The organism is Anaerococcus kampingae (genome assembly GCF_046365475.1).
Classification (GTDB): Bacteria; Bacillota; Clostridia; order Tissierellales; family Peptoniphilaceae; genus Anaerococcus; species Anaerococcus kampingae.
The window spans coordinates 42,350-68,476 of sequence record NZ_JBGMEF010000029.1 but is presented as its reverse complement, the minus strand read 5'-3'; the positions used below and the strand labels follow the sequence as shown (position 1 = coordinate 68,476).

The window sequence follows — 26,127 nt, the reverse complement described above, 5'->3', positions numbered from 1 at the left end:
CCCTAATTTTTTAAGTCCTATTTATTTTTATCGAGCTTTCCCAAATATTTCATAACTGTAAGGCTATCTTTGTATAGGTCGTTTAAATCTCTTTTTTCTACGTTAAAGGCTAGAGTAGTGTTGAAGTTCTCATTTTTAAAGTTACTTATATTATTTAAGGCTTCGCAGACTGTGAAGAAATCTATTCCTTCATTGTATAAGCCTAAGCTTTTTGATATAAGTATCCTATTTTTCTTTGATTTGATAGTATCATCGTCAAAACAGGAATATATCATATTAAATACTCTTTCAGCATCACTTATATTAATTTCCCTCAAATTAACTAGTCTATTTGCTTCCTTTACAGCATTGCCTGCACCGACTAAGTTTGCAAATATCTGTGTCCCTATAACTTTCATATAAGCATCATTTATCTTCATTGTATCAGAATCAACTTTGCTAGTAGCCTTTAAAAGATCGAGTCCTTTTATAAGGTTGCCATCTTCATCAGATATATATCCATCGAAATTTACTGCCATTCCCACCGATATCATATCATAATGAAATATATACTTTTTATCAGCAAACTTTATAGTTTTATCAACTGATTCATCTTTGATAGAAGATAAGATTTCTTTGGCTAGAGAAATATCTCTTAAATGCGAAGATAGACGGCTTAGGCTCTTAAAATCGCTTTTTGAATACTTGCTAGATTCTGCAACCTTTATATTTTCTAGAAATTTTAAATAGGTCATTGTCTCAGCGTAGTCAAACCACTTATCTCTTAATTCTATAGTAGCTTTATCGTATTTACCTGGCTTATATATATCTTGTATAAAGGCATATTTATCTCTTGATTTTGTATTTATATCTTTGATCTGGCCCATATATGATCTAAACTTTGTCTCTCTTAAATAATCTCCAGAGGAAATTTTCTTCATATTATTATTAAAGACCGGGTTTAAACAATATGTGTATTTTTCAGATTTATTTTCTTCATCTACAATTTGAATAGAAAGAGAAATGGTCCTATCCTTGCCCCAATCAAAAAGCAACCACTGCTTAACTTCTATATCAATCGGTTTTTCACTAATCAAGTATCCATCCTTATCTTCTTTAATAAATTCCATTGCCTTTACTATTATTCTAGCTGTTGGAGGATAGTCCTTATAATTTAGGACTCTTAATGATATATTTCCTACATAATCTAGGCCATCCTCTGCCCCTTCTATGGAGATGATGGGTTTTACATCTTTAACATTTGCCCTTAATTTAGTATTAATTTTATCATTCGCTTCAATCTCAACCTGTTTTTCTTCATCAATTTTCTTCTTATCTGCTTTTTCTTCTATTTTTTCTTCAGCTATTTTTTGTTCAGAATTTTCCTCTTCATTTTCTAGATTAATAGCTTCTTCAATAGTTGAATTTTCATCACTTTTCTCATTTAGGTCAATTTCTTCTTCTGAAGCATTGGCAGAATTTTTTTCAAATTGCCTATCGACTTGATAATATTTATAATATTCTATACCTTCTTGCAATGATCCGCCCATTTCTGTGTATTCATGGTAATAATATTTGTTAGCGTAGGTATCCCCATCCTTGTAGAAGGTCGCCACCTTGGTGGAAACATCTGGTTCATAGACATTGTTATTAGCAACAGAATATATATAGCAATCTGAATTGCTTGATCCGTAATTTTCTTCTATGGCGAGGTATTGATCATTACCTGCATCAAAGACCCCTCCATTTAAGATTTTATAATAACCACCGCTTTCAGCATAAGGCTTCATATCTATCAAGTCTTTGACCTTTTTAATATTTAAATCTTCATCTACAAAGACCAACTCTGGCTTATAATCTTTGTTCATGGCTACTACAAAGGCTGCAAGCTTGCCATTATTATCGTAATCCGCTATATAGACTTCTTCTTCCTTGCCTTCTTGCTGAGATATATTAAGATTTTCCCTTATAAAATTAAGCATTTTAGCATAGGCATCCTTATCTTCGATGCTAGAGTCCCTTGTTTTAGAGCCTACTGCTATGTTTTTCTTATTGGCGAAGTTTTCCTTGGCAACTTCGTTGTATTTTTCTATGCTAAGGTCAAAAAGTTCTACAGGTATTAATTTTTCCCTGAAGGCGTTTAATTCCTCCAGGCTGAAATCTTCTTTTGTGTCATCAAAAATCATTAGCCTATCAAAGTTATCAACCCCGTTTGGATAATTTTCGTCAATTTTTTCTATTGGTGGTTCTGAATAATAGTCTGCGTAAAGCTTGGTGGCTTTTCCCTTGCTATCAGGTGTGTATAGAAAATTTGCCATAAGCCTATCATCTACCTTGTTTATACCGTAAATTTCATCTTCATAATATGAAGAATCCGCATAAAGATTACCTTCTTCATCAAAGTATAAGTTTTCTGGCTGAAAGCTTATCTCTGATCCACCTAGATAGCCCATGGTGTTGTATTTTCCATCTCCTAGATATTGGACAATCACTATTGATGAAAACATCTTGGATTTTTCTTTTAAGACTAAGAGAGGGTATTTAAAATCCTTATGGTCTATGAGGTTAAAATAATAGGACCCGTGTTGGTATGAAGTTTTAAAATACTTTCCATCAACATAGGTATCATCATTTAGATAAGTAATTATGTGAGAATTATCCTCTGTCGAAATATAATCCCTAAGGGGTAGGTCAGAATTTAATATGTCCCTATAGCAATCTATAAAAGATAGGTCATCATAGGTCTTCTCCTCATTTTCCACAATATTTTCATTTTGTACCTTGCTTTCTACATTTTCTTCTATTGGATAATCTTCCTCAATATTAGGATTTTCATTACTTGATTGATAATTTTGATTCTCCTGGTCATTTCCCTTATCTTGATCAACAACCTCATCCACCTTATCCTTCACAACTTGGCCTAATTGCGACAAATCATCAGTAACTTCATCAACTTTTGTTTGATAATCACAAGATGTAAAAACAAAAACCATACAAGCAATTAAGAGTATTTTTTTCATAGACAACCTTCCTTATTTATTCATCTCTTTAGCTAATTATATCACATAATTTAGGTTAGATGAATAAAATCTCATGCAAACATTGTGTAAGTGGCCTTAATGAAATGAAATAATACTTTTACCTTGGATAAAAAAAAGGTCTTAGGGAAGGTACCCTAAAACCTTATTTTTACCAAGCTGGTATCCAAGATCCTTTTGTTATTCTCTCGTAGTCAGCTTTTGTTTCGTCTGTTTGGTAGTATTTTACGAATTCTTTGTATCTTTCGTTGTTTTCATCTTCTTTTCTTGCTGCGATTATGTTGATATATTGTTTTACTGAATCGCTTTTTGGATTTTCTTCATAGATTATTGTCTTTCTATCTAGGCCTGCATCTAGGGCGAAGGTGTCGTTTACTGCTGCTGCGTCTACATCATCTAAGCTTCTTGATGTTTGAGATGCGTCCATTTCGATTATTTCTAGGTTCTTTGGATTTTCTTTTATCTTATCTAGGCCTACAATCTCGCCTGGTTCACCTTCTACTTTGATAAGTCCTGCATCTTGAAGGAGGAATAGGGCTCTTGAGCCATTTGATGGGTCATTTGGTATTGCTATTCTTGCTCCTTCTTCTAAGTCATCTAGGCTTTTTACCTTATTTGAGAATAGGGCAATTGGTGCTAGCATTGTATCGCCGATTGATACTAAATCACTTCCCCTGTCTGCGTTAAATTCGTCTAAGAATTTGTAGTGTTGGTAGGCGTTTAGGTCTATATCTCCTGCTAGAAGGGCTTCGTTTGGTTGATTGTAGTCTGCAAATTTGACTAGTTCTACCTTATCACCTGTTCCTTCTTCATATCTTTTTATTACTTCTTCTAGGACTTCGTTGTATTCTCCTACTACACCGATTTTGATTGGGCCTTTGTCATCTTTTGTTTCTGCTTTTTCCGCTGTTTCTGTCTTTGTTGCCTCTGCTGGCTTTTCTTCTGTCTTGCTGTTAGATCCGCAAGCTGTTAGTGTTGCCACTAGTCCTAGGGCTAGGGCGATTTTTGCTGTTAATTTCATTTCTTTCTCCTTTATATTTTTATGAATTTGAGTAACATTCCAACAATATATATTAAAATCTTTTAGATTAGTGACTTGTTTTTCTTATTAGGTAGTTTGCTATAGCCTGGATGATATAGACTATTACAAGTATTAGTACTACTGCTACCACTACCACATCATCTTTGTATCTTTGATAACCTAGGGCTATGGCCAAATCTCCTATACCGCCTGCACCGACTATGCCTGCCATTGCTGTAAGGCCTAATAGGGAGATTAGGGTTATGGATGATGCCCTGATTAGGCTTGGTAGGCCTTCTCTTAGGTATACTCTTATTATTATCTCAAAGGGGCTTAGCCCCATGGCATCTGCCGCCTCTATCTTGCCCGGTTCTACTTCTGCTAGGGCTTGTTCTACTTGCCTTGCAAAAAATGGCGCTGTTGAAAATACTAGGGGTACTATGGCTGCTGTTGGCCCTATCCTGGTATTTACAATTGCCTTGGTTATTGGGACTACTAGGGCTATCATGATTACAAAGGGTATAGCCCTAAAGAGGTTGGTTAACTTATCTAAGATGCTATAGATTGTTTTATTTTCTAAGATCCTTCCCTTATCTGTTACTACCATTATTACTCCAAGTATTAGTCCAAGGATGCCTGCAAATATAGCAGATACGATTAGCATGTAGAGGGTTATCCCAAAGTCACTTATTATCCTATCTTTAATCGATAGAGAATAATCAAAGAATCCCATCCTTACCTCCTAAAATTTCTATGTTTGTCTTCTTATCCTTGAGGTAGGCCCTTACCTGGCTTAGGTTTTTGTCATCGCCCTTTATGGTTACGATGAGGTTGCCTACTGGTGTTCCATTTATAAATTCGATGTTGCCTGCAAGGATATTGGTTTTTATACCAAACCTCTCATTTAGCTCATTTATGATTGGCTCTGTTGTGGCATCTCCCAAGTAGTCTAGCTTGGCTAGTTGCTCATCTGCCTTTAAAATTCCAAGGTTAGCCTTTACTTCCTCTATTGTCTCCCTGGTGTTGGTACTGGTTTCAACAAATTCTTTGGTTAGGTCATTTTGAAGATTGGCGAATATTTCTAGGGTTGTGCCCATTTCAATGATTTCTCCACCCTGCATGACTGCACATTTGTTGCAAAGGTCCTTTACCACTTCCATCTGGTGGGTTATTATTACTATGGTTAGCTTAAGCTCTTGGTTGAGCTCTTTTAAAAGCTTTAGGATTTGCTTGGTTGTTTTAGGATCTAGGGCGCTTGTGGCCTCATCACAAAGGAGGATTTCAGGGTCTGATGCTAGGGCCCTTGCTATGGCACATCTTTGCTGCTGGCCTCCTGATAATTCCCTCGGATAGTTATCTGCCTTATCACCAATTCCAACCTTTTCCAAAAGCCTTTGGGCCTTAGCTCTTTTTTCTTCAGGGCTTAGGCTCTTATCTTTTTTGATTGGAAATATTACATTGTCAATTACTGTCAGGTTGTTTAGGAGATTGAAGTGTTGGAAGATCATTCCAATTTTTTTCCTCCTTGCCCTTAGGTCTTTTTGGCTTAAATCTAGGAGGTTTTCCCCATCGATTAGGACCTCTCCCTCACTTGGTCTTTGGAGGAGGTTGATTGTCCTAACTAGGGTCGACTTGCCTGCCCCAGAAAAGCCTACAATACCGAAGGCATCCTGCTCTTCTATTTTTAGACTTACATCCTTGACAGCCTTAAAACCGTCAAAGTCTACGCTTATATTTTTTAATTCTATCATCTTTCTCTCTTTTCTCTTCTTATAGATTATAAAAAAACGTCCTTACATTTCCAAAAGGAAACATAAGGACGTTTTGACGCGTTACCACCTTATTTTATACCTGGGTCACCCCAAATATACACTCATCAAGTACAAACATACTCTTCTTCTATAACGGGAATTCCCGTATGGGTCTCATATCGACTCATCCCATCCGAGGCCATCTTCATCTAAGCTTTAATTCACCCCTTTGCACCGACCGGGGCTCTCTGTAGAAAATCCACTTAAACTACTCTTCTCTTCAAATGGTTTGTAAATCTATTATCGAATTGATAGTCATATAATACCATCTTTAAATTTTTATGTCAAATTTATAAGGCATAATTTTTATTTATTCATCTGGAAGGGTGATTTTATCAAGGATACCGCTAAGTTTGGCTATAGCTATGCCATAATTTGTCATAGGAACATAGGCTTCTTTTGACTTTGCTAGCCTATTTAGGACATGGGTCCTATTAAACATACATGATCCACAAGTGATGATTAGGTCGTATTTTGCATAATCTATAGGGTCATTGCCCCTTACAAAATCTATATTTACATCAGGGTGGGTCTTTCTTATAAGCTTTGGAATCTTGACTGTACCTATGTCTTCTTCTATAGGAGGATGGGTGCAGGCTTCTGCTATTAGGATGTTTTTTATATCATCATCTAGCCTTTCTGCAGATTTTACAAAATAATTTATATCCCCCTTAAAGGCAGAAAATAGAACTGAAAAGCTTGTAAGCAAAACTCCTTCTGGCTTTTTCTGGTAGACCTCTTTAAAAACCTGGCTATCTGTGATTATCAAATCTATTTTATTAAGAGATTTAATAGTCGCCTCAAAATTTTCAAGATTTGTACAAATAGCTGTAGCATTTTTATCTATTATTTCCCTTATTGTCATAACTTGGGGCTTTATGAGCCTATCCTTAGGGCTTGCCGCATCTTGAGGCATGACAAGAACTACCGTATCGTGGGCACCTACCAGGTTTTTGGTGATAGATAGGTCTTCTTTTTTGTAGATCTTTCTAATCCTAGCAAAGATTTCATCCCTTGCCTTGGTATTTCTAATATCAACAGGTATTGGGGCCTTATCCTTAAATTCTTCAAGGATTTCCTTGCCCCTTTCCTTATCCATGTGCATGGCAAGGAAAATCACAGGTTTATTGATTTTCTCTAAGATTTTTAGGTCATCATCTTCAGATAGGCAATAGAGAAATATATCAATCTTATCTATCTCTGCTAGAGATTTTTCTATTCTTTTTTCTGATAGGTCACTCCTATCTGCAAAGCCTGCCGTATCAACAAGGACAACCGGCCCAAAGTCTGTTATCTCCATGGCCTTTTTGATAGGGTCTGTTGTAGTCCCTTCCTTTTCAGAGACTATGGCATGGTCAAGACCTGTCAGATAGTTTAGAAGGGTTGATTTACCAGCATTAGTCCTACCAAAAATCCCTATATGACATCTTTCACTAAAGCCTGTCTTAGATATAGAGGTCACGGATGCCTTCCTCAACGTTTTTGATATTTTCTCTTGTGGACTCCCTTATCCCTTCATTTTCAATGTTTGGAAGTTCTCTTTCGATTAGCTTGTCAATATCAGTCTTAGTTTGTGGGCTTGCGTAGTCTACTCCATATTCTTTTAGGGTAACTAGGGCGTTTGGATGGCAGATATTGCCTATACCGTGCTCTTTGACCATGCCCATGAAGACTTCACCAGTCCTGCCCTTTCTGTAGCAGGCTGTGCAGAAGGATGGGACGTGGTTTTTAGATATAAGCCAGTCAACAACCTCATCCAGGCTCCTATTGTCAGATAGCTCAAATTGGTCAGAGCCTACTGTTTCATCATCTGTATAGCCACCTACTGATGTCTTAGAACCACCAGAAATTTGGCTTATGCCAAGCTCAAGCAATCTATCACGCATAGCCTCAGATTCACGGGTTGATACAATCATGCCTGTGTATGGGGCTGCAATTCTTATGCAGGCTACAACTTTTGCAAACATATCATCTGATAAAGAATTGTCAAAATCATCAGGGTCTATATCATCTGCCGGTTGGATTCTTGGGACAGAAATTGTATGAGGGCCTACGTTAAATCTGGCTTCAAGGTGCTCAGCATGCATCAATTGGCCGACAAATTCATATTCGTAGGAATCAAGTCCATATAAAACTCCCATGCCCACATCATCGATTCCACCTTCCATGGCCCTATCCATGGCTTCTGTGTGGTATTCATAATTTGATTTTGGACCGAACTTGTGAAGTTCTTCGTATTGTTTTTTGTTATAAGTTTCTTGGAAGAGGATATAGGTACCAATCTCAGCTTCCTTAAGCTTCCTATAATTTTCTACAGTTGTAGCGGCAATATTTACATTTACCCTTCTTATAGCGCCATTTTTGTGCTTAATTCCATAAATTGTCTTTATAGATTCAAGGATGTATTCAATTGGGTTATTTATTGGATCTTCGCCAGCCTCTAGGGCAAGTCTCTTGTGGCCTAGGTCTTGGAGGGCAATAACCTGTTCTTTAATCTCTTCTTGGGTAAGTTTTCTTCTTGGAATAGTCCTATTTTGGCCATGGTATGGGCAATATACACAACCATTTACACAGTAATTTGATAGGTAAAGGGGTGCAAATAAGACAATCCTATTGGCATAAAACTTATGCTTAAGCTCTTTGGCAAGGTTGAAAATCTCTTCATTAAGGTCTTCTTCCTTGGATGATAAAAGCACAAAAGCCTCCCTATGGGATAGGCCCTTGGCCTTTCTAGCCTTTTCTAAGATAGATTTGATAAGGTCTCTGTTGTGAGCATTGGCCCTACCATAATCTAGGGTCTCAAGTATCTCTTCGTGATTTATAAATTCAACTGCCTTAGTAGAGGCAGGATCGTATTTAGTCATATTTCCTTCTTTCTTTTCTATGTAAATTTTACTTATATTTATTAACCTACCTATAATTATAATACTTTTGGACAAATTTTTAAAATAATTTTTTATATAACAAAATAAATTAGCCGATAAAGGAAAATCCTCACACAAAAAGAGCCAGTAACCTAGCCCTTTGCTTACTTATTTATTCTTCTATAGGCTTCTCTATAAACATCCAAATCAGACCTAGCTCCAATAATTATTACTAGCATCTGTCCGTCAACTTCAGCTAATTTATAAACAATCCTAAGACCTGAAGACCTAAGTTTGATTTTTAGAAAATCTGACAAATCAAGACCATTTTTATTCCTTAAAGGCTTTCCATAGCCTCCCTGGCTTGCAGGAAGTGGGTTTTCTAGGACTCTTTTTAAAATCTTATCCACTTGTTTTCTCATAGACCCATCAAGGCTCATGTAGTCCTTATAAGCATCCTTAGTTAAAACTAATTTGTATTTCATAGGATTTCATCTAAATCAATTGCTTGGGTATCTTCCAAACTAATACCTGCAAGTTTTTCAAATTCTTCCTGGCTGATTAAATCTTCTTCTTTTAAGGACTTCATCCTCTTTTCTGCTAAGATTAAGTCTTTTAAGTCTTCTATCTCATCTAATAACTTGCTATAGTCATCTACTGATATTAGGACACATTCTGGAGAATTATTTTTGAAAACAAGTTTAGGGCCCTTTTTATTGACCTCATCAAAAATTTTCCCAGCTTGACCCTTGTTAAAATCAGAAATAGCTACAGTTTTTTCTTTAATATTTCTTATAAAATCCATAAGGCCCTCCTATATAATAACTATATATTTATCTATAAAAATATCAATGCTTTAATCGATAAATCCCCACACAAAAAAGAGCCAGTCTCCTGGCCCTTCTTACTATTTTAATTTTTCTTCGATAACTTCCTTATCAAAGCCTACGATGTCTTCGCCATCGATGTTTATTACAGGTACTCCCCTGTAGCCTTTTTCTATAAGGTAGTTAACTGCTTCCTTGTCCTTGTCGATGTTTTTTTCTGTGTATTCAATGCCTTTTTCATTGAAATATTGTTTTGCTGCCTTGCAAAATACGCAAGTATTTGATGTGTAAATTGTAATATCGTGCATATACTCCCTCTTTCTTTTTCTCTATTTTATATATACCCAAAAAATAAAATTAGTATAAAATAAAAATAAGACCGAAGTCTCAATTAGAAATATACCCACAAATTTTTATCTTAAACAAGGAGTAGTCATGAAAAATCAAAATTTTTCTTACAAGGACCTTAAAAACCTACTAGAAATAGGCCATGAAATCGAATTTATTTTTGATAATGTCCCTTATTCGATAAATAATCTGGGCGATGAAAATCATGAACATGCCTGGGTCTTATCAAGTCCTGATGCTAATGTTTATTTGGCTGACTTTGATGACAGGGATGGGCTTTTTGCCGCCCTCGATAAAATTATTATCAAAGAAAAAAGCCTAGAAGAGATCATAGATAAAGTACTCTACGATCCCTCTAGCCTAACAATTTTCTAAGCTATTTGCTATATTTATAAAATCATCTAGGGAGAGATTTTCTGCCCTTAGATTTTCTTTTAGGCCTAAATTGGCAAAGGCCTCCTTCAAATCTTCCTTATCTGCCACTGCTGATAGGGAATTTAGGATGGTCTTGCGTCTTTTAGCAAAACCTGCCCTCACTAGGCTAAAAAGCTTATCCCTGTCCACATCCTTGTCATAGGCCCTTAAATCTAACCTTAGGACTGCCGAGTCTATTTTTGGAGCTGGCATGAAGACTGATTTTGGCACATTGGTTAGCCTTTTGGCATCTGCATAATATTTTACAAAGACTGATAGAGATGAGTAGTCCTTGCTTTTTTCATCAGCTAGCATCCTATCTGCCACTTCCTTTTGGACCATGACAGTCATAGACGTGCAATTTACATCGTCTTCAAAGATTTTTTCTATGATTGGAGTTGTTATATAATAGGGAAGATTAGATACAAAGGCAAAGGTCTCTCCTGCGAAATATTTTTCCTGGATTTCTATCAGGTCTGTCTTTAAAATATCTGCATTTATGATCTCTACATTGTCAAATTCTTCCATATTTTCTTCAAGGATTGGAATCAAGGTCGAGTCAATTTCTATTAGGACGAGTTTTTTGCAAGTCTTTGCCATCTCGTAGGAAATTGTCCCGATGCCTGGGCCTACTTCTATGACATTTTTCCCTGCTACATCTGCCCCATCTACGATTTTGTCGACGAAATTCTTGTCTATGAGGAAGTTTTGGCCAAGAGATTTTGAAAATCTAAAGCCATAAAGGTCTATTATATCTTTTACAACTTTTGGTGAATATAGTTTTTTCATAAAGCTTCAACTCCCCTTTCAAATTCTTCTCGGCTGATTCCAAAGGAATTAAGTTTTGACAAAAGGCCCTTAGCATTATAATAGCCGATGCCTAGAAAATCTCCAAGCTTAGCCCTTCTTTCTCTAGAGTTTTCTCCAATGGCAAGGCCATTATTAAATAAGTCTGCCATGGTAAATTCGCTTAGCTTGTCAATCTTTGTTGCCTTGGCCTTTTTTAGGGCCTCTAGGATTACTTCTGGCTCAGCATTTTCAACACCTAAGTCGCCCTTTTTAATGGCCTTGTTTCTGTCAATATAGGCGTGCTTGGCTGTTGGAATTTCTCTTCCAATCTTGGCCCTGATTTTCTTACCAGCATAGTCTGGGTCGGTTAAAATTATTATCCCGCACCTGTCGTTGATGGCCTTAAGCCTATCAATTAGGTCCTTATCAAAGGCTAGGCCATTTGTAGCTATCATCTCACAGTCTACCGCCCTTTTAACATTGGCTATATCATCTTTTCCTTCTACTACTAGGCATTCTTTTATCATAAATTGAAAAACTCCTTGGCATTTTTGCTGGTCCACTTGGCAATGGTTGATAGCTTTTGACCCCTAATTTCTGCAATTTTTTGGGCTACTTCTATTATCCTGCGTGGGTCATTCCTAAGGCCCCTAAAGGTCTTTGGAGTAAGGTAGGGGCTATCTGTTTCAAGCATGAGCCTATCAAGTGGGACAAGGGCTGCTGCTTGCTTTTCATTTAGGCCATCCTTGTAGGTTACAACTCCGCCAAGAGAGATATAAAAGCCCCAATCCATATAGGTTTCAAGAGTCTTTTCATCTGTCGAAAAACAGTGGATTTGGACCTTTAAGTCTGTATAGTCTTTTAAAATTTCCATTATATCTTCTGTGGCATCCCTATTGTGGATTACAACTGGCAAGTCAAGTCTTCTGGCCATTTCTAATTGCTTGATAAAAACTTCCTTTTGGAGGGCTTTGGTTTCTGTGGTCCAATAGTAATCAAGACCGATTTCCCCGATGGCTACTGCCCCCTCTTTGGCTAGTCTTTCAATTTCCTCTAGGTCATTTTCTCCCATCTGATCCACATCTGATGGGTGGATGCCTACCTGGGCATAGAAATTGTCAAAGTCCTTGGCAAGGGCAATATTTGCCCTTGAATTTGCGAGATTTGTGCCTGGATTTACCACTGCCTCTACAAAGAAATTAGACAGGTCTCTTAGGATAAAGAGCCTGTCCTGATCAAATTCTTCGCTTGTTAAGTGGGCGTGAGAATCTATTAGCTTCATTAAGATACCTTGCTTCCTGGCTTGATGTCAGCTAGGGTTGAAAGAAGGGTCAAATCATCTCCAAAGTCTGCTGCAAGGAGCATGCCTTGTGATTCAATTCCACGCATCTTTCTTGGGGCTAGGTTTTTGACAACAATTACATTTTTGCCAAGCAAATCTTCTGGCTTGTACCATTTTTTGATGCCTGATACGATTGTCCTGGTCTCTGTACCTATATCAACTTTGAAAACCAAAAGCTTGTCAGCATCTGGATGGAAGTCTGCTTCTACAATTTTTCCTACAACTAGGTCAAGCTTGGTGAAGTCTTCGTAGGCAATTTCAGCCTTTTCATCTTCCTTCTTATCATCTACCTTGCTATCAACAAGTCTTTCCTGGATAAGAGCGTTGTTTTTCTCGTGAAGTTTTGCAAGCTCTTCATCAACATCAAGTCTATCAAATAAGTTCTTGCCCTTTGATACCTTGCTTCCCTCTTCAAGAAGGCCAAAAGTCTTGGCAGATTCGATTCCCTTATTGCTTGTGCCTAATTTTTCTAGGATTATTTTTGTAGTATCCTTCATGGTTGGCTCAATTAATTGGGCAACAATTCTTAAAGTCTCAGCAAGGTTATATAAAACTCTGTTTAGTCTTGGAAGATTTGCCCCATCACGACCAAGAATCCAAGGCTCAGTCTCATCTACATATTTATTGGCACGACGGATTAGCTTCCAAACTGTTTCAAGGGCCTCGTTGAATTTAAATTCATCCATGAGTCTTACAAATTCTTCGTAGGTCTTTCCAGCTAGAGCAATTAATTCATCATCATATTTATCAGTTTCTGTACCCTTTTCGATTATGCCGCCATTGTATTTAGAAATCATTGAAGTAGTTCTAGAAACAAGGTTGCCAAGGTCATTTACAAGGTCTGAATTGTATCTTTCCATAAATTTCTTTGCAGAAAAGTCCCCATCAGATCCAAAGTTAAATTCTCTTAGCATGAAGTATTTAAGGGCATCATTGCCATAAAGGTCTACTAGTGGCTCTGGATACATGATATTGCCCTTGGACTTACTCATCTTGTCATTTTCAAATAAAATCCAACCGTGGGCAAAAACTTTTTCTGGAAGTGGAAGGTCAAGTGCCATCAAAAGTGCTGGCCAAATAATAGTATGGAATCTTACTATATCCTTACCGATTAAATGAACGCTAGCTGGCCAATATTTCTCAAATTTCTCCTTGTCAGTTCCAAATCCAATTGCTGATAGATAGCAAGATAGGGCATCAATCCACACATAAACTACGTGTTTATTATCAAATGGGACATCCACTCCCCAATCAAAGGAAGTCCTTGTCACAGATAGGTCAGAAAGGCCCTTGTCTATGAAGTTATTAAGCATTTCCTTTTGCCTAAACTTAGGCTCTAAAAATTCTGGGTGATCTTTGAATAGTTCTTTAAGTTTATCTGTATATTTTGATAGTCTAAAGAAATATGTTTCTTCTTCTTGGTACTCAACATCACGACCACAATCTGGACATTTACCATCTTCTAGCTGGCTTTCAGTCCAAAAAGTCTCACAAGGTGTACAATAATAACCCTTGTATTCACCCTTGTAGATATCTCCTTGGTTATAAAGTTTGTTAAAGATATCCACTACATCCTTCTCGTGATCCTTGCCAGTAGAACGGATAAAGGTGTCATAATTAATTTCAAGCTTTTCCCATAATTTGATGGTCTCAGCTGCAATCTTATCTACAAATTCTTGTGGCTCTTTGCCATGGGCATGAGCAGATTCCATAATCTTTTGACCATGCTCATCAGTACCTGTAACAAGATAAGCATCATAACCCATCAGATTTTTATATCTTTTTAAAACATCCGCAATTATTGATGTATAGGTGTTTCCTATATGTAAATTGGAGTTTGGATAATATATTGGTGTTGTAATATAATAAGGTTTCTTATTGGTCATCTAGTCATCTCCTATAAATAATTCTTATTTTATCATACTTCAAAAGCCCTAAAAATCGAAATTTGAGATAAAAAACAAATTTAATATTTAGTATACTCAGAATTGATATTTTCTACACTTATGATATAATTAACTTAACAGAACCTCTCCACGCTTAATGTAAACTTTACATGCGGACCACGGAGAGGGCTTTTTTTATATCAAGGAGTTCTTATATGGAATTAAAACCAGCGTTAAGCTATAAAGAACAGATTCTAAAACTAAAAAACGATCATAATTTATTGATTTCTAATTATAAATGTGCTGAAGAAATTTTAAAAAAAGTAAATTATTATAGACTCTCGGGCTATGGAATTGGACTTAAAAAGTATGACAATAAAGAACATTACAAAAATTATATCAGTATAGAAGATCTATTTAGCCTTTATTGTTTTGATAGTGAGTTTAAAAATAATCTAATAAGGACGATTGAACAAATAGAAATTGAACTAAGGACACAAATTGCTTACCACTTAGCTATTAACTATGGGCCCGATGTACTCAACAAGGAAAATAATTTTATCTATAAAACAAATAAAGAAGGCCATACAATATATTCCATCATTATTAACAATCTAAATAAAGAAATATATAGACAGAGAAATAAGCCATTTGTTAGACATCATATTAAAAAATATAAGGGGAAGTTCCCTATATGGGTATCTGTAGAGCTCATGTCCTTTGGAAATTTATCTTCTCTATTTAGTATTCTTAAAGACGAAGATCAAAAAGAAATTTCAAATTATTACAACACAGACCCTAAGTATTTAAAAAATTGGATTTTGTGCTTAGTTGAAGTTAGAAATATTTGTGCCCATTACACAAGACTCTATAATATGCCATTAAAGGAGAATCCTCGTCTTTATTCTGAAAATGAAAAATACAAAGGCAAACAAAATAAAATATTCCCTATTCTTTTAATTATAAAGAGAATTCTAAACTCAAATGACCAATGGAAATCACTTCTAAAAGATTTAAAAAACACCTTTAACAAATATCAAGGATGCTTTAACTATAGCTTTATGGGCTTTCCTAAAAATTGGAGGAATATTCTTTAAAAACACCCTGTTTAAAAATAAAAGCTTGACATGTTTATCAAGCTCTATCACTAGAATTTATAATATACTAGTCTGTAATACAAAAAACTAAGGTCTAAGGCGCTTAATTTTATACCATAAATAGCATCTTTTATTCTTTCTAATTGTTCTTCCCTATGATAGGTATTACTTTTTATTATTTCTTGGGTCCACGTTTTCAGATTAAGATCTATACATTATTTATTTTAATATATGCGCCCTTTCAAAAAAATCAGTCCAACCTAGTCTGAAAAGTCAAGCTTTAAATCTGAATATTTTAATAATTGATTTGTAAATGCATTTCTTAAAAAAGTCTTAAACTTAGAATAATTTTGGGGTCCATGATTATGAGAAAAAGTCTTCCACCAAGTGTTTCGAGCTATTGGCGGTAATTATCATTTTTAAGCTTATGGATTAAAAATCAAACTTTATCTTGGCCCTATCAATTTTCCTATAAATTTCAATTACAAAACTTTCTACACCATCTGTAGACAAGTCTCCCAATACGTGAACCACTCTAATCACTTATTAATAAACTCGCATTTAATTAACTTATTCATTTCAAAAATTTAGCCTGGACAAAGCTCAGCTAGGCCAGGCTAATCTTATTATATTTTTTAACTTATTTTAAGAAAAATCCCATCATTTTTTATACTTATTAAGTGTAAGCACAAACCTAGTATCTTTTCCTATCAAATCATAGGTTTCTTTTTCTGTAAAATCAGAATCATCTAGGCCTAGTCTATAAAAATAGTACTTAACATTGGATAGGACGCTTATAGATTTATTATAATGATTTACCCATTTTTCTTTAGAAAAACTTCCAAATACAGGATCTGTCATGTTATTGACTTTCTTCCACTTATCAATGTTTTTTTCTCCGTACTTGTAGAGTTTTACAGTTGTTCTATAACACCTGTTATATAATTTAATTAGTTTTTTAACTTGTTTTTTATTAAGGATTTTCTTTTTCTCTGCTTCAGAAATTTTACCTACCCTGCTTTTTCCATATGGATTAATAGCCTCTCCATTTTTAAAATAATATTTTCCTGAAACTGACACCTCTGGTAGATACATACCCTCAGCATAAGAAGAATCTCCCTTAAAATCAAGGTCTATCACATTTTCAGAAGAAGCATCTCCCCTTGGCATGTCATATAAGATTTTTGTGATTAAATTTTCAAGAATTTTAACAAAATCACCTTCACTAGTTCCCCTAATGGTAAGACTATAATAGATTCCATCAAATTTAAAATCAGCAGAATAAACAGAATCCTTGCCTCCATTAAATTCACCTGCCCTATAAATTAATGCATCTAATCCCTTAATCTTACTTTTTTTAAAGGATGCTGCAGCCTTTTCGTAATCCTTGCTATATGGTCCATACCTAAAGGAAATATCAAGGCCATCCTTAGTCACAAGACTATCTTCTGTATAAAGATAAGTTTTTTCTCCTGTATTTTTTCTTAGCTCATAAGACTGATCAAGATCAAAGTCAAAATCAAAAATTCCCTTTAAATATTCCTTCTCTTTCTTAAGGTCATTTTCAAGAGTATTTCCTTCTGGATAGGTTTCTGTATTTACATAATCATTTACAAGAACTCCCTCACTCGCTTCTACATTTACTGTTAAAAAAGCAAAAGCTAATACAGACGCTAAAATAATTTTTTTCATAATCTCCTCCTCTTATTTTTCTTGCTCACAATTTTTATAAAGCTAATAAGTCTCCATTCTTATACCTCATTGGGTTTAGTTTTTTCATTACTACTCCTATAAAACTACCTTATATATGAATTTATTTTTAAATCACCTGTTAATCTTTTATTGTTTAAGTTAATAATTATTATAGAATATCTACTACGTAAATTAGATTTAACTTTTATTATCATATCAGAATAAAATGTTTCCTGGTAAACAATTCCACCATTTTCTTCTACAATGACAGTATATTTAACTCCCCCTCTGCATATCATGTCACTTAATTTTATAGTAAATCCACTATGCATTTTCTCTACAATAGAATTCATATCAATTTTATATTCATTTTTTTCATAACTCCCTATGTTAATTCTATTGTCTATATTTGCAGCTCTAAGGGAATTAATTGATGTTTTACCTAATTCTAACCTCTGATATTCATCATCATTTATAATTTCAATTTTATCATTATTTACATCATCATAATCAGCCACTGATCCTTTTACTAAAGTAACCATATCATAGTCAATATAATCTACACTTGCGTAAGCTGGCATACTTAATGCTAATATTATTATAAAACCTATTATCCCATTTATTGTCGTTTTGTAGTTTCTAATAACCTCTATCCTTTCTTTATTTGGATTCATTCTTAAATAAAAGCTATTTTTATAAAAATTCATTTCCATAAACTTAAGTAATGATTTACAATAATCTTTTCTAATTTTTCTACTATCACCCAATTTATCAATCACTTCTTTATCACAATTAATCTCAATATCTTGTTCAACCCTCTTTAGGCTAAGCCAAAAGATAGGATTGAACCAATAGATGCAAGCTAATATATTTACAATGTGATTGAATATAATATGATATTTTTAAATATGCGTTAGCTCGTGAATAAGTACGTGGTCAAGAAGCTTAGTATCTTCTATAATTTCCCTTTGTATAACTATTTTAGGCCTTAGTACGCCAAAGGTAATGGGTGAATTTAGGTCATTATTTATATAAACTTTAACTTTTCTTTTAAGGTTAAATGATTTAATAGTATTTAATATTCTCTTATCCTCATAAATTTTAGAATTATTAATAACTTTTTTAAAAATATATATTTTATAAATTAGGTATATACAAAGCGGTAAGGACAAAATTATTCGATTAAGCGGATATAAAAATGCTTCAATGTCTAATGTCACTTTATTTATTATATCATTAATAAAAGTTATTAATCTTATAATTCTTGTAATAATTTCACTATCACCATTAGCATCAAATTGAATTCTGAAACCATAAGGTACAATTAAATATGCAAGGAAAAATGTCCACAATATAACATTTGCAGATTTAAATGATTTTAAATTTAATCTTTTTCTAAAAATTAAAATTAAAAACAATATCCAAACACTCCTAATTCCCTTATCAAGAATAGAGTAATTTATTAAACTAATTTTCAACTCTATTCCTCATCGAAACTATCAATTAGTTTTCTCATTTCATCCAATTCCTCTTTTGATATTTTTTCATTAGTCAAAAAGGTCTTGCACATATTTAATAATGAGCCTTTAAATAGCTTATTAAAGACTTCCTTTTGTTTATCGTATAGAGCATCTTCCCTAGATACTGAGACACTTATGGTGTAATTTGGATACCTCCTTGAAATAGCTCCTTTATCTATAAGTCTACCAAAAAAAGTATAAGCTGAAGTTTTGCTTGTTTTGTATCTATCCTTTAAAACTTTTGCTAAATCAATAGCTTTTATCTCTCCATTTTCATCTAAAACATCCCCTTGCCAGAGTAGTTCCATTACAATTAATTCCCCGTCAGAAAAATCCATAATTTCCTCCTAATACAAATCTATTCTCAATCGATATATCATTCTCATTTTGAGTATTTTATTTTCATCTTGATGAATATCATTTTTTTGAAATTATGCAAGACTTAATTGATTAATAGTTTACAAAAAAGCCCAAATTTTTCTCTAATCTTATTATAGATTACTAAAAAATAAGGTAAAGGTATAATTTATACATGGACTTTTGCCTGATAATGTGATATGATTGAGAATGGTGATTATATGAATAAGAATAATTATAAGTTTGGAAAACTTTTAAAAAATCTAAGACAAAAAAATAATATGACCCAGGAGGAGCTTTCTTATCGTTCTTTTATCAATGTCAAAACTCTTTCTAATATGGAAAATGGCAAGGTTGATATTGATTTAGACAAGCTTGAGATTCTTTCTGAAATACTTAATGTAGATCTTGTGGAGGAATATCTTTATCTTTTGTTAGATGATTCAGATCAGATTAATAAGATTGTTAAAAATCTTAATGCCAAAGATAGGTATGCTGGGTCTAGTCAGGCTTATGAAGTTGATATTCTAAGAGAAATTGAAAATAATTCCCAAAGAAAAATAATTAAAAACAAGGCTAGGAAATTAAAATTATTATTTCAATCCATAGAAATAAAAGAGTATAAGAATAAAAAGATGGCTCTTATCATTGAAGCTTTAAATGTCGGTAGGACCTTTGATTTTGCTGATCTTAACTTAAATACCTATGATATAATCGACTATAGGTTACTGATGAATTACGCTATATGTCTTAGCAATAAAAATGATAGGCTGGCCTGTCTAAAATTTATTAAAAACGCTAAACTAGATAATGATAATTTAAACTCAATTTTATACCACAATATCTCAAATACCTATTATAGTATGGATAAATCCTACCTGGCCCTTTATTACATAAATAAATCAATAAGGACAAATAATAAGAACCCGATTTCTCCAATTATGCTTTACCAAAAATCCATAATTTTATATGACCTTAAGATGCCTTACGAAAAATATGTAAGGCTTACTCTTGATACAGCTAAAAAAATCAACGAACAAGTATACAATCTTCTATTAGAAAAATATAAACTAAAGGCAAATGATGATAAAAATTTCATAATGCCATAGTTTTTTATATACCAACTTTAAAAGCTCGACTATTAAAAGTCGAGCTTTACTGATGATAGGGCTGCTATATTTACAATATTATCCATGATTTTCTTTACAGTCCACAAGAAATCATCTTCTGATAGGTTTTTTGTTTCTATGACATAGTTATCATCAAGAATTTTAAACTCTGCCCTATATAAATTTCCACCTGTATAGGCTGATAAAATCACATCTTGACCATTAATTTTTGATTTTTTCTTATCAGGAAGCCTGTAATCATTTAAAACTTTAGAGCCTTTGCCTGCTACTTGAAAGAGAATTTGTGACTTATCATTTACCAAATAAGTTTGAATAAATAGCCTTTCATCATAGGCTCCCTTGTCAGACTTGCCTAGGATTTCAACAGGAGCTTCTATTTTATAACCACCTATTCCTTGTAAGGTTTTTTCTACTAGGTCTACCAAATTCTTATCGGCAAGCTCTTTGCTTTGAGCATCTAATTTAGGGCTTGATATGCCTTGATTATAATTTATATCGTCCCCTTCTCCGCAAGAGATTATATTTTCAAAACTTAGCTCTGGCCTATCGATCATTTTAAGTGTCTCTTGATATGTGTAGTCGCTTTCTACTAGACCCATATAATCAAAATAGTCACGTACTTTTTGGAGGGTCATAGCCCCAGTGGTATAAATCTTTAAAAATTGTGCCTTATTTAATTTACCAAAAACTGGATCTGTCATATTTTTGACTTCTTTCCACCTGTCGATTCTCTTATCACCATATTTGTACCATTTTATGATGGTTTGGTAAAAAGAATTGTAGGCCTTGATCAAGTTTTTTACCTTAGGTCTTGCCAAAATTTCTTGCTTTTCTTCTTTAGAAATCTTTCCAACCTTGCTTTCCCCAAATGGGTGGACTTGTCTGCCCTTTGTCACACCAAAATGATATAGGGCTGGCAAATACATCCCATCTTCATAAGAATAATCACCCTTACCAAAGCCCTCGCCTGTGTATTTGTTAGAATCAGCAAAGACACTCACATTTGGCATTAGCATGGCGACCATAAGAGCACATGCTATAAGTTTCTTTTTCATGGTATCTCCTTTCTTTTTTTCTCGTATCTACTTATTATAAATATACCCCGATTTTGTTATTTCAATAATAAATTATCAGGCTAAATTGTCAATATTTGACAAAAGACATTTACAGGCGTTAAGTAGATGTAAGAATAAAACTTACAATGAATTCCAGTAGGATGGTTTGAAATAACTTATCTGAACTTACACTTTCATTTTGTTTAAGGCGAATATGGGCGCCTGTCCCATATGCAGAGTATAAAAAAAGCTGGTACCGCATTTATTGCGCTTTTATGCTCTTTTTTTGTGCTTATTTTAAGAAAGGAAAAAAGATGAAATTTACTTACGAAAAAGAATACGATAATGTTTTTGATGAACTAGTAGATCGTGGCTACTATGAACAAGCCACCAACGAAGAAGAACTAAAAAAAATCCTTGCAAATGATTCTGTAAAATTCTACTGTGGTTTTGATGCTACAGCCGATTCACTTACTGTTGGTCACCTTATCCAAATTATGGTTATGATGCGTATGCAAAACTACGGCCACAAGCCAGTTGCCCTACTTGGTGGAGGTACAACCCTAATCGGTGACCCATCTGGAAGAAGCGATATGCGCCAAGTTATGACAGTTGAAAGAATCGACCACAATGCTGACTGCTTCTATAAGCAATTTCAAAGATTCTTGGACTTTTCTGACGGCAAGGCAACCATGCTTAATAACAAGGATTGGCTCCTTGACCTTAAATTCCTAGAATTTTTAAGGGATGTAGGAAGCGAATTCTTGGTAGGTGAAATGCTTAAAAAAGATGCCTACAAAAATAGACTTGCAGCAGGCGGCCTAACCTTCTTTGAATTTTCTTATATGCTATTGCAATCTTATGACTTCTTAAAGATGTATAGGGACAATGGTGTAACCCTTGAAATGGGTGGTTCTGACCAATGGTCAAATATCATCGGCGGAGTAGATCTAATCAAAAAACACGAAGATGGCAAGGCTTATGGAATGACCTTCTCCCTCCTTACAACAGCAGATGGAGTAAAGATGGGCAAGAGCCAAAAGGGAGCTGTATGGCTAGATGAAGAGAAGACTTCACCATATGAAATGTTCCAATACATGAGAAATGTCGATGACAGGGACGTGGAGAAATTCCTCCTTCAACTAACCTTCCTACCAACAGCAGAATGTAAGAAATTAGGATCAGCAACAGATGCAGCAGAAATCAACAAGGCCAAAGAAACCCTAGCCTACGAAGTAGTAAAACTAGTTCATGGCAAGGATAAGGCAGATGAAGCCCTATCCGCAGCAAGAGCTCTATTTTCAGGCAAAGGCGATGAAAGCGCCATGCCAACCACACAAATTTCTGCATCTGACCTACCAAAAGGCCTTCTAGCCCTAATGACAGAAGTAGGCCTAACCAAATCAAACGGTGAAGCAAGAAGAATAGTGAAGCAAGGCGGCGTATCAATCAACGACGAAAAAATCACAGACCCAGCCTTTGAAGTAACAGAAGAAATCTTTGAAGATAATAGAATAATAATCAAAAAAGGCAAGAAAAACTTCCACAAGGTGGAATTAGCCTAAGATTAGCAGACCCTAGGGTCTGCTTTTTTACATGGCTAAGAGTATAATTTATAAAAAAGGAGGGCCTATGAACAAGAATGAAGAATATTTGAGTAAAAAAAGAGCCATCGAACTTTGGGATACTGGCCTTATAGATGATTTTGAAGTGGGTACTTTCAAATCCCTAGCAGATATCCACGCCTACCTCTTCCAAGATGTCTTTGATTTTGCTGGAAAAATCAGGACTGTAAATATATCTAAGGACTCCTTCCGCTTTGCCCCCCTTCTTTTTCTAGAGTCCAATCTATCTATCATTGAAAAAATGCCAGAAAATAGTTTTGATGAGATTATTGATAAGTATGTAGAAATGAACGTGGCACACCCATTTCGTGAGGGAAACGGAAGAGCGACTAGGATTTGGCTTGACCTTATCTTAAAGAAAAACCTAGGTAAATGCATCGATTGGGACAAGATTGATAAGTTTGCCTATCTTTCCGCTATGGAGAGAGCTGTTGTAAACACGCTTGAAATAAAACATCTTTTAAAATCTGCACTCACAGATAAAATAGAAGATAGAGAAGTTTTCATGAAAGGAATCGACAAATCCTACCTCTACGAAGACCTCTATGACATATCTATAAGAAAAATTGACAAGGAAAACCATGACTGAAAAAGAAAAAATGCTTAAGGGCATCATCTATGATGCTAATTACGATGAGGAATTAAAAATAGACAGACTAAGGGCCAAAGACCTTTGTTTCAAATACAATACAACCCTTCCATCAGATGAGAAGGACCTTAGGGAAATTATCCACGACCTAGGGATAAAGACTAAGGAGAATTTCTCCTTTACTGGGCCTTTTTATTGCGATTATGGCTATAATATTTCTATTGGGGAAAATTTCTATGCTAACCACAATCTCATAATCCTTGACGGAGCTAAGGTGAGCTTTGGAGAAAATGTCTTTATCGCCCCAAATTGTACCTTTTCAACAGCTGCCCACCCTATAGATAAAGATAGGAGAAATAAGGGGCTTGAATATGCCCACCCAATTACAGTTGGAGATGATGTCTGGTTTGGGGCAAATGTGGCCGTAATGCCAGGGGTCAATATAGGTTCAAATGTAGTAATAGGAGCAGGCAGCCTTGTAAATAAGGACATACCTGATAATAGCCTAGCCTTCGGCAACCCTTGCAAGGTCTATAAGCAAATCACCGAAGAAGATAAGAAAACTTCTTGGGATTTTAAATAAAATACCCACTTAAAAACTGACCTTTTAAGGTCAGCCAGACTTTTTACAATCTGACTGAACTTTTGGGTCAGTTTTTGCTTATAATTATTTAGTCTTTTATTAATTTTTCTACGATTACTTTTAGGATTATGACAATTACTATGCAGGCTATGGTTGAGCCTATAAAAATATCCATCTTTAAGAGCATCCTATAGATTATAAAGCCAATTAGCCAAATTATCATATTTTTGACATAGATGTCGCAGTTTGTGACATCTTTTTTTAGTATAAAATAATCTGCTATTTGGACTGCAATCATTGGAGCAAATACAGAACCTATTAGGTAAAGGAAGTCTGTTATATCATCCATTGGGAAAATTATCGCCCCGATTGTGCCTATGATTGTGACAATTATGCCTACCTTTTGGCCGTTCACTTTTTTTGATAGGGATTCGGCTGAGATACCTGCAGAATAAGCATCTAGGAAGGTGGTTGTAACTGTAGATAGGATGATTATCAGCATGGCAGCAAGGCCTAGGCCTGATTTAACCATAATCATGGCTATGTCGCTTTCCTCTGTAAGAAGGGCCATGCCCATTCCTATCACATACATCCAAATTGATACAAGGCTGTAAGTTAGAGTTGATGTTAGGGTTGCAGCCTTTGACTCTTCTGCCTCTCTAGTGTAGTCAGAAATAAGTGGCATCCAAGACATTGGCATGGCTATGGCAAGCTCAATAGCAAGGCCAAAGCTCATGGCATCTGCTGTTGCTTCTGACATAAAGTCAACTCCCTTTAGGATTTTAAAGGAAAGGACAATAGTTAGGATAAATAGAAGTGACATGGAAACTGTATTTAGCTTGCCAAGATTTGAAATTCCAATTTTTATCCAAACTAGGATCAACAGTCCAATCACTAGGGCCCAAAGGATGTGGCCTGTAGCAAAGACGTGGGATGTTGAAATTGCCCCGTCATAGATCATAATGGCAGTCCATCCTACAAGCTGGAGGACATTTAGAAAGGCGAAAAATAGGCCGCCCTTTTGGCCAAAGGACATCTTAACTGTCTCCATGGCTGATTTTTCGCTCATACCTCCGATTATCCCTGCCAAATATAGGAGAACTGCCCCTATCAAATGACCGATGAGGATTGCCATAAGGCCGTTTTTAAAGCCAAGTGGTGCAAAATAGGTACCTGTGATAATTTCCGCTATGGAAACCCCAGCCCCAAACCAGATGAGGCCGTTTTCAAAATTAGAAGTCTTTTTCATCATAGACCTCCTTGTATTCTTCTTTTATATCAAAGGCGTGGTTCATTGGACCTGAGCCTTTACCTAAATTAAGGCCTGCTGCAAGGGCTTTTGAGATATAATCCTTGGCTTTTTTGACTGCTTCATCCATTGGATATCCTTTGGCAAGGTTAGAGGCGATTGCTGATGACAAAGTACACCCTGTTCCGTGGGTATTATTTGTGTCAATTCTCTTGCCATCAAACCACTTGCCTTCCCCTTTTGCATAGAGGTAGTCATTGGCATCATTTAAGGCATGGCCGCCCTTTAAGAGAGTTGCGCACTTATATTTGGATGAAATCTCCTTGGCAGCCTCTTCCATATCTTCTACAGAAGTAATTTTCCTACCGATTAGGATTTCTGCTTCTGGGATATTTGGTGTTAGGACATCTGCAAGTGGAAAGAGCTCATCTTCAAGGGTTTTGATAGCATCATCTTGTAATAATTTTGCCCCGCTTGTTGCAACCATAACTGGGTCTACAACAATATTTTTGGCCTTATAATGGATAAGTCTTTCTGCAATTATCTCAATTAGGCCACTTGATGAAACCATGCCAATCTTAACTGCATCTGGAAAAATATCCGTAAAAACCGAATCCAATTGTTCTTTCAAAAATTCTGGACTTGCTTCTAAAATATCACTTACGCCGGTTGTATTTTGGGCAGTTAGGGCTGTGATCGCACTCATGGCAAAAACCCCATTTACAGTCATAGTCTTGATGTCTGCTTGGATACCGGCGCCTCCACTGGAGTCTGAACCCGCAATGGTCAATGCTTTTTTCATTTCTGTCATAAAAATCTCCTTACATTGTTTTCTATAGCGATAGAAGGTGGTGCCCCCAATCTAACGCTTATTATTTTTACTTGCCTAGCAAGCTTGCCGATTTTCGGCA

General features: G+C 35.2%; 25 protein-coding genes, 1 pseudogene and 1 other annotated feature. Of the genes and pseudogenes, 6 read left to right on the top strand and 20 right to left on the bottom strand.

Annotated elements, in window-relative coordinates; translation table 11 throughout:
- Positions 1-17: 17 nt before the first annotated feature.
- The 9 genes from ACCQ42_RS07735 to ACCQ42_RS07695 form a co-directional block, all read right to left on the bottom strand.
- Positions 18-2,999 (bottom strand): hypothetical protein, encoded by a 2,982-nt coding sequence (locus ACCQ42_RS07735; RefSeq protein ID WP_410035835.1) that lies wholly within the window; start codon positions 2,997-2,999, stop codon positions 18-20.
- Positions 3,000-3,168: 169 nt separating this feature from the next.
- A complete protein-coding gene (locus tag ACCQ42_RS07730) occupies positions 3,169-4,038 on the bottom strand; it encodes a MetQ/NlpA family ABC transporter substrate-binding protein (RefSeq protein WP_410035834.1) in 870 nt (289 codons plus the stop codon).
- Between the two features lie 67 nt (positions 4,039-4,105).
- Positions 4,106-4,771 carry a methionine ABC transporter permease gene (locus ACCQ42_RS07725; protein WP_106460886.1) on the bottom strand — a complete coding sequence of 222 codons (666 nt, stop codon included), beginning with the start codon at positions 4,769-4,771 and terminating at the stop codon, positions 4,106-4,108.
- Positions 4,758-5,789 (bottom strand): methionine ABC transporter ATP-binding protein, encoded by a 1,032-nt coding sequence (locus tag ACCQ42_RS07720; RefSeq protein WP_410035833.1) that lies wholly within the window; start codon positions 5,787-5,789, stop codon positions 4,758-4,760. Before ACCQ42_RS07720 ends, ACCQ42_RS07725 begins: the two co-directional genes overlap by 14 nt.
- A gap of 61 nt (positions 5,790-5,850) precedes the next feature.
- Positions 5,851-6,082 (bottom strand) — a binding site (T-box leader).
- A 77-nt stretch (positions 6,083-6,159) separates the two neighbouring features.
- Positions 6,160-7,311, bottom strand: a complete 1,152-nt coding sequence (gene hydF / locus ACCQ42_RS07715) for a [FeFe] hydrogenase H-cluster maturation GTPase HydF (protein WP_410035832.1) — start codon at positions 7,309-7,311, stop codon at positions 6,160-6,162.
- A complete protein-coding gene (gene hydG, locus ACCQ42_RS07710) occupies positions 7,295-8,713 on the bottom strand; it encodes a [FeFe] hydrogenase H-cluster radical SAM maturase HydG (protein WP_410035831.1) in 1,419 nt (472 codons plus the stop codon). The genes hydF and hydG overlap by 17 nt, the downstream gene beginning before the upstream one ends.
- A gap of 164 nt (positions 8,714-8,877) precedes the next feature.
- Positions 8,878-9,198 (bottom strand): type II toxin-antitoxin system RelE family toxin, encoded by a 321-nt coding sequence (locus ACCQ42_RS07705; protein WP_410035830.1) that lies wholly within the window; start codon positions 9,196-9,198, stop codon positions 8,878-8,880.
- A complete protein-coding gene (locus tag ACCQ42_RS07700) occupies positions 9,195-9,518 on the bottom strand; it encodes a type II toxin-antitoxin system Phd/YefM family antitoxin (protein WP_410035829.1) in 324 nt (107 codons plus the stop codon). Before ACCQ42_RS07700 ends, ACCQ42_RS07705 begins: the two co-directional genes overlap by 4 nt.
- A gap of 102 nt (positions 9,519-9,620) precedes the next feature.
- Complete coding sequence (locus ACCQ42_RS07695) at positions 9,621-9,848, bottom strand: glutaredoxin family protein (RefSeq protein ID WP_106460892.1); 228 nt, start codon at positions 9,846-9,848, stop codon at positions 9,621-9,623.
- A gap of 127 nt (positions 9,849-9,975) precedes the next feature.
- On the opposite strand from ACCQ42_RS07695, the gene ACCQ42_RS07690 reads away from it, so the two are divergent.
- A complete protein-coding gene (locus ACCQ42_RS07690; RefSeq protein ID WP_410035828.1) occupies positions 9,976-10,263 on the top strand; it encodes a hypothetical protein in 288 nt (95 codons plus the stop codon).
- On the opposite strand, the gene rsmA is transcribed toward ACCQ42_RS07690, so the two are convergent.
- From rsmA to metG, 4 genes are read right to left on the bottom strand one after another with little or no spacing between them, the layout of a single operon-like run.
- Complete coding sequence (gene rsmA / locus ACCQ42_RS07685) at positions 10,249-11,091, bottom strand: 16S rRNA (adenine(1518)-N(6)/adenine(1519)-N(6))-dimethyltransferase RsmA (protein WP_410035827.1); 843 nt, start codon at positions 11,089-11,091, stop codon at positions 10,249-10,251. The genes ACCQ42_RS07690 and rsmA overlap by 15 nt on opposite strands.
- On the bottom strand, positions 11,088-11,618 hold the full coding sequence (gene rnmV / locus ACCQ42_RS07680) for a ribonuclease M5 (RefSeq protein WP_410035826.1): 531 nt from the start codon (positions 11,616-11,618) through the stop codon (positions 11,088-11,090). The genes rsmA and rnmV overlap by 4 nt, the downstream gene beginning before the upstream one ends.
- A complete protein-coding gene (locus ACCQ42_RS07675; protein WP_410035825.1) occupies positions 11,615-12,373 on the bottom strand; it encodes a TatD family hydrolase in 759 nt (252 codons plus the stop codon). The genes rnmV and ACCQ42_RS07675 overlap by 4 nt, the downstream gene beginning before the upstream one ends.
- On the bottom strand, positions 12,373-14,319 hold the full coding sequence (gene metG, locus ACCQ42_RS07670) for a methionine--tRNA ligase (protein WP_410035824.1): 1,947 nt from the start codon (positions 14,317-14,319) through the stop codon (positions 12,373-12,375). The genes ACCQ42_RS07675 and metG overlap by 1 nt, the downstream gene beginning before the upstream one ends.
- A 215-nt stretch (positions 14,320-14,534) precedes the next feature.
- On the opposite strand from metG, the gene ACCQ42_RS07665 reads away from it, so the two are divergent.
- Positions 14,535-15,416: an Abi family protein gene (locus tag ACCQ42_RS07665; RefSeq protein ID WP_265212278.1), complete on the top strand. Its 882-nt coding sequence runs from the start codon at positions 14,535-14,537 to the stop codon at positions 15,414-15,416.
- Positions 15,417-16,076: 660 nt separating this feature from the next.
- Here ACCQ42_RS07665 and ACCQ42_RS07660 read toward each other — a convergent pair.
- From ACCQ42_RS07660 to ACCQ42_RS07645, 4 genes and pseudogenes are all read right to left on the bottom strand, one after another.
- Positions 16,077-17,108 carry a hypothetical protein gene (locus ACCQ42_RS07660; RefSeq protein ID WP_265212280.1) on the bottom strand — a complete coding sequence of 344 codons (1,032 nt, stop codon included), beginning with the start codon at positions 17,106-17,108 and terminating at the stop codon, positions 16,077-16,079.
- Between the two features lie 104 nt (positions 17,109-17,212).
- Positions 17,213-17,782, bottom strand: coding sequence for a hypothetical protein (locus tag ACCQ42_RS07655; RefSeq protein WP_410035854.1), 570 nt, complete (start codon positions 17,780-17,782; stop codon positions 17,213-17,215).
- Positions 17,783-17,791: 9 nt separating this feature from the next.
- Positions 17,792-18,586 (bottom strand): annotated as a pseudogene (locus ACCQ42_RS07650) (M56 family metallopeptidase); the annotation flags it as partial.
- Between the two features lie 2 nt (positions 18,587-18,588).
- Positions 18,589-18,966, bottom strand: a complete 378-nt coding sequence (locus ACCQ42_RS07645; protein WP_265212283.1) for a BlaI/MecI/CopY family transcriptional regulator — start codon at positions 18,964-18,966, stop codon at positions 18,589-18,591.
- Between the two features lie 240 nt (positions 18,967-19,206).
- Here ACCQ42_RS07645 and ACCQ42_RS07640 point away from each other — a divergent pair, with 240 nt between their 5' ends.
- Positions 19,207-20,094 carry a helix-turn-helix domain-containing protein gene (locus tag ACCQ42_RS07640; RefSeq protein ID WP_265212284.1) on the top strand — a complete coding sequence of 296 codons (888 nt, stop codon included), beginning with the start codon at positions 19,207-19,209 and terminating at the stop codon, positions 20,092-20,094.
- A gap of 32 nt (positions 20,095-20,126) precedes the next feature.
- On the opposite strand, the gene ACCQ42_RS07635 is transcribed toward ACCQ42_RS07640, so the two are convergent.
- The gene (locus ACCQ42_RS07635) at positions 20,127-21,170 is read right to left on the bottom strand and encodes a hypothetical protein (RefSeq protein ID WP_311531078.1); all 1,044 of its coding nucleotides are present in this window, start codon (positions 21,168-21,170) and stop codon (positions 20,127-20,129) included.
- A 314-nt stretch (positions 21,171-21,484) separates the two neighbouring features.
- Here ACCQ42_RS07635 and tyrS point away from each other — a divergent pair, with 314 nt between their 5' ends.
- The 3 genes from tyrS to ACCQ42_RS07620 all read left to right on the top strand — a co-directional run bounded on the left by tyrS (position 21,485) and on the right by ACCQ42_RS07620 (position 23,967).
- Positions 21,485-22,735 carry a tyrosine--tRNA ligase gene (gene tyrS, locus ACCQ42_RS07630; protein WP_410035823.1) on the top strand — a complete coding sequence of 417 codons (1,251 nt, stop codon included), beginning with the start codon at positions 21,485-21,487 and terminating at the stop codon, positions 22,733-22,735.
- Between the two features lie 67 nt (positions 22,736-22,802).
- The gene (fic, locus tag ACCQ42_RS07625; RefSeq protein ID WP_410035822.1) at positions 22,803-23,384 is read left to right on the top strand and encodes a protein adenylyltransferase Fic; all 582 of its coding nucleotides are present in this window, start codon (positions 22,803-22,805) and stop codon (positions 23,382-23,384) included.
- A complete protein-coding gene (locus ACCQ42_RS07620) occupies positions 23,377-23,967 on the top strand; it encodes a sugar O-acetyltransferase (protein ID WP_410035821.1) in 591 nt (196 codons plus the stop codon). The genes fic and ACCQ42_RS07620 overlap by 8 nt, the downstream gene beginning before the upstream one ends.
- An 88-nt stretch (positions 23,968-24,055) precedes the next feature.
- Here ACCQ42_RS07620 and cytX read toward each other — a convergent pair whose 3' ends face one another.
- Both cytX and thiD read right to left on the bottom strand, forming a co-directional pair.
- Complete coding sequence (cytX, locus tag ACCQ42_RS07615; RefSeq protein WP_410035820.1) at positions 24,056-25,216, bottom strand: putative hydroxymethylpyrimidine transporter CytX; 1,161 nt, start codon at positions 25,214-25,216, stop codon at positions 24,056-24,058.
- On the bottom strand, positions 25,200-26,018 hold the full coding sequence (thiD, locus tag ACCQ42_RS07610) for a bifunctional hydroxymethylpyrimidine kinase/phosphomethylpyrimidine kinase (protein WP_410035852.1): 819 nt from the start codon (positions 26,016-26,018) through the stop codon (positions 25,200-25,202). Before thiD ends, cytX begins: the two co-directional genes overlap by 17 nt.
- Positions 26,019-26,127: the final 109 nt, after the last annotated feature.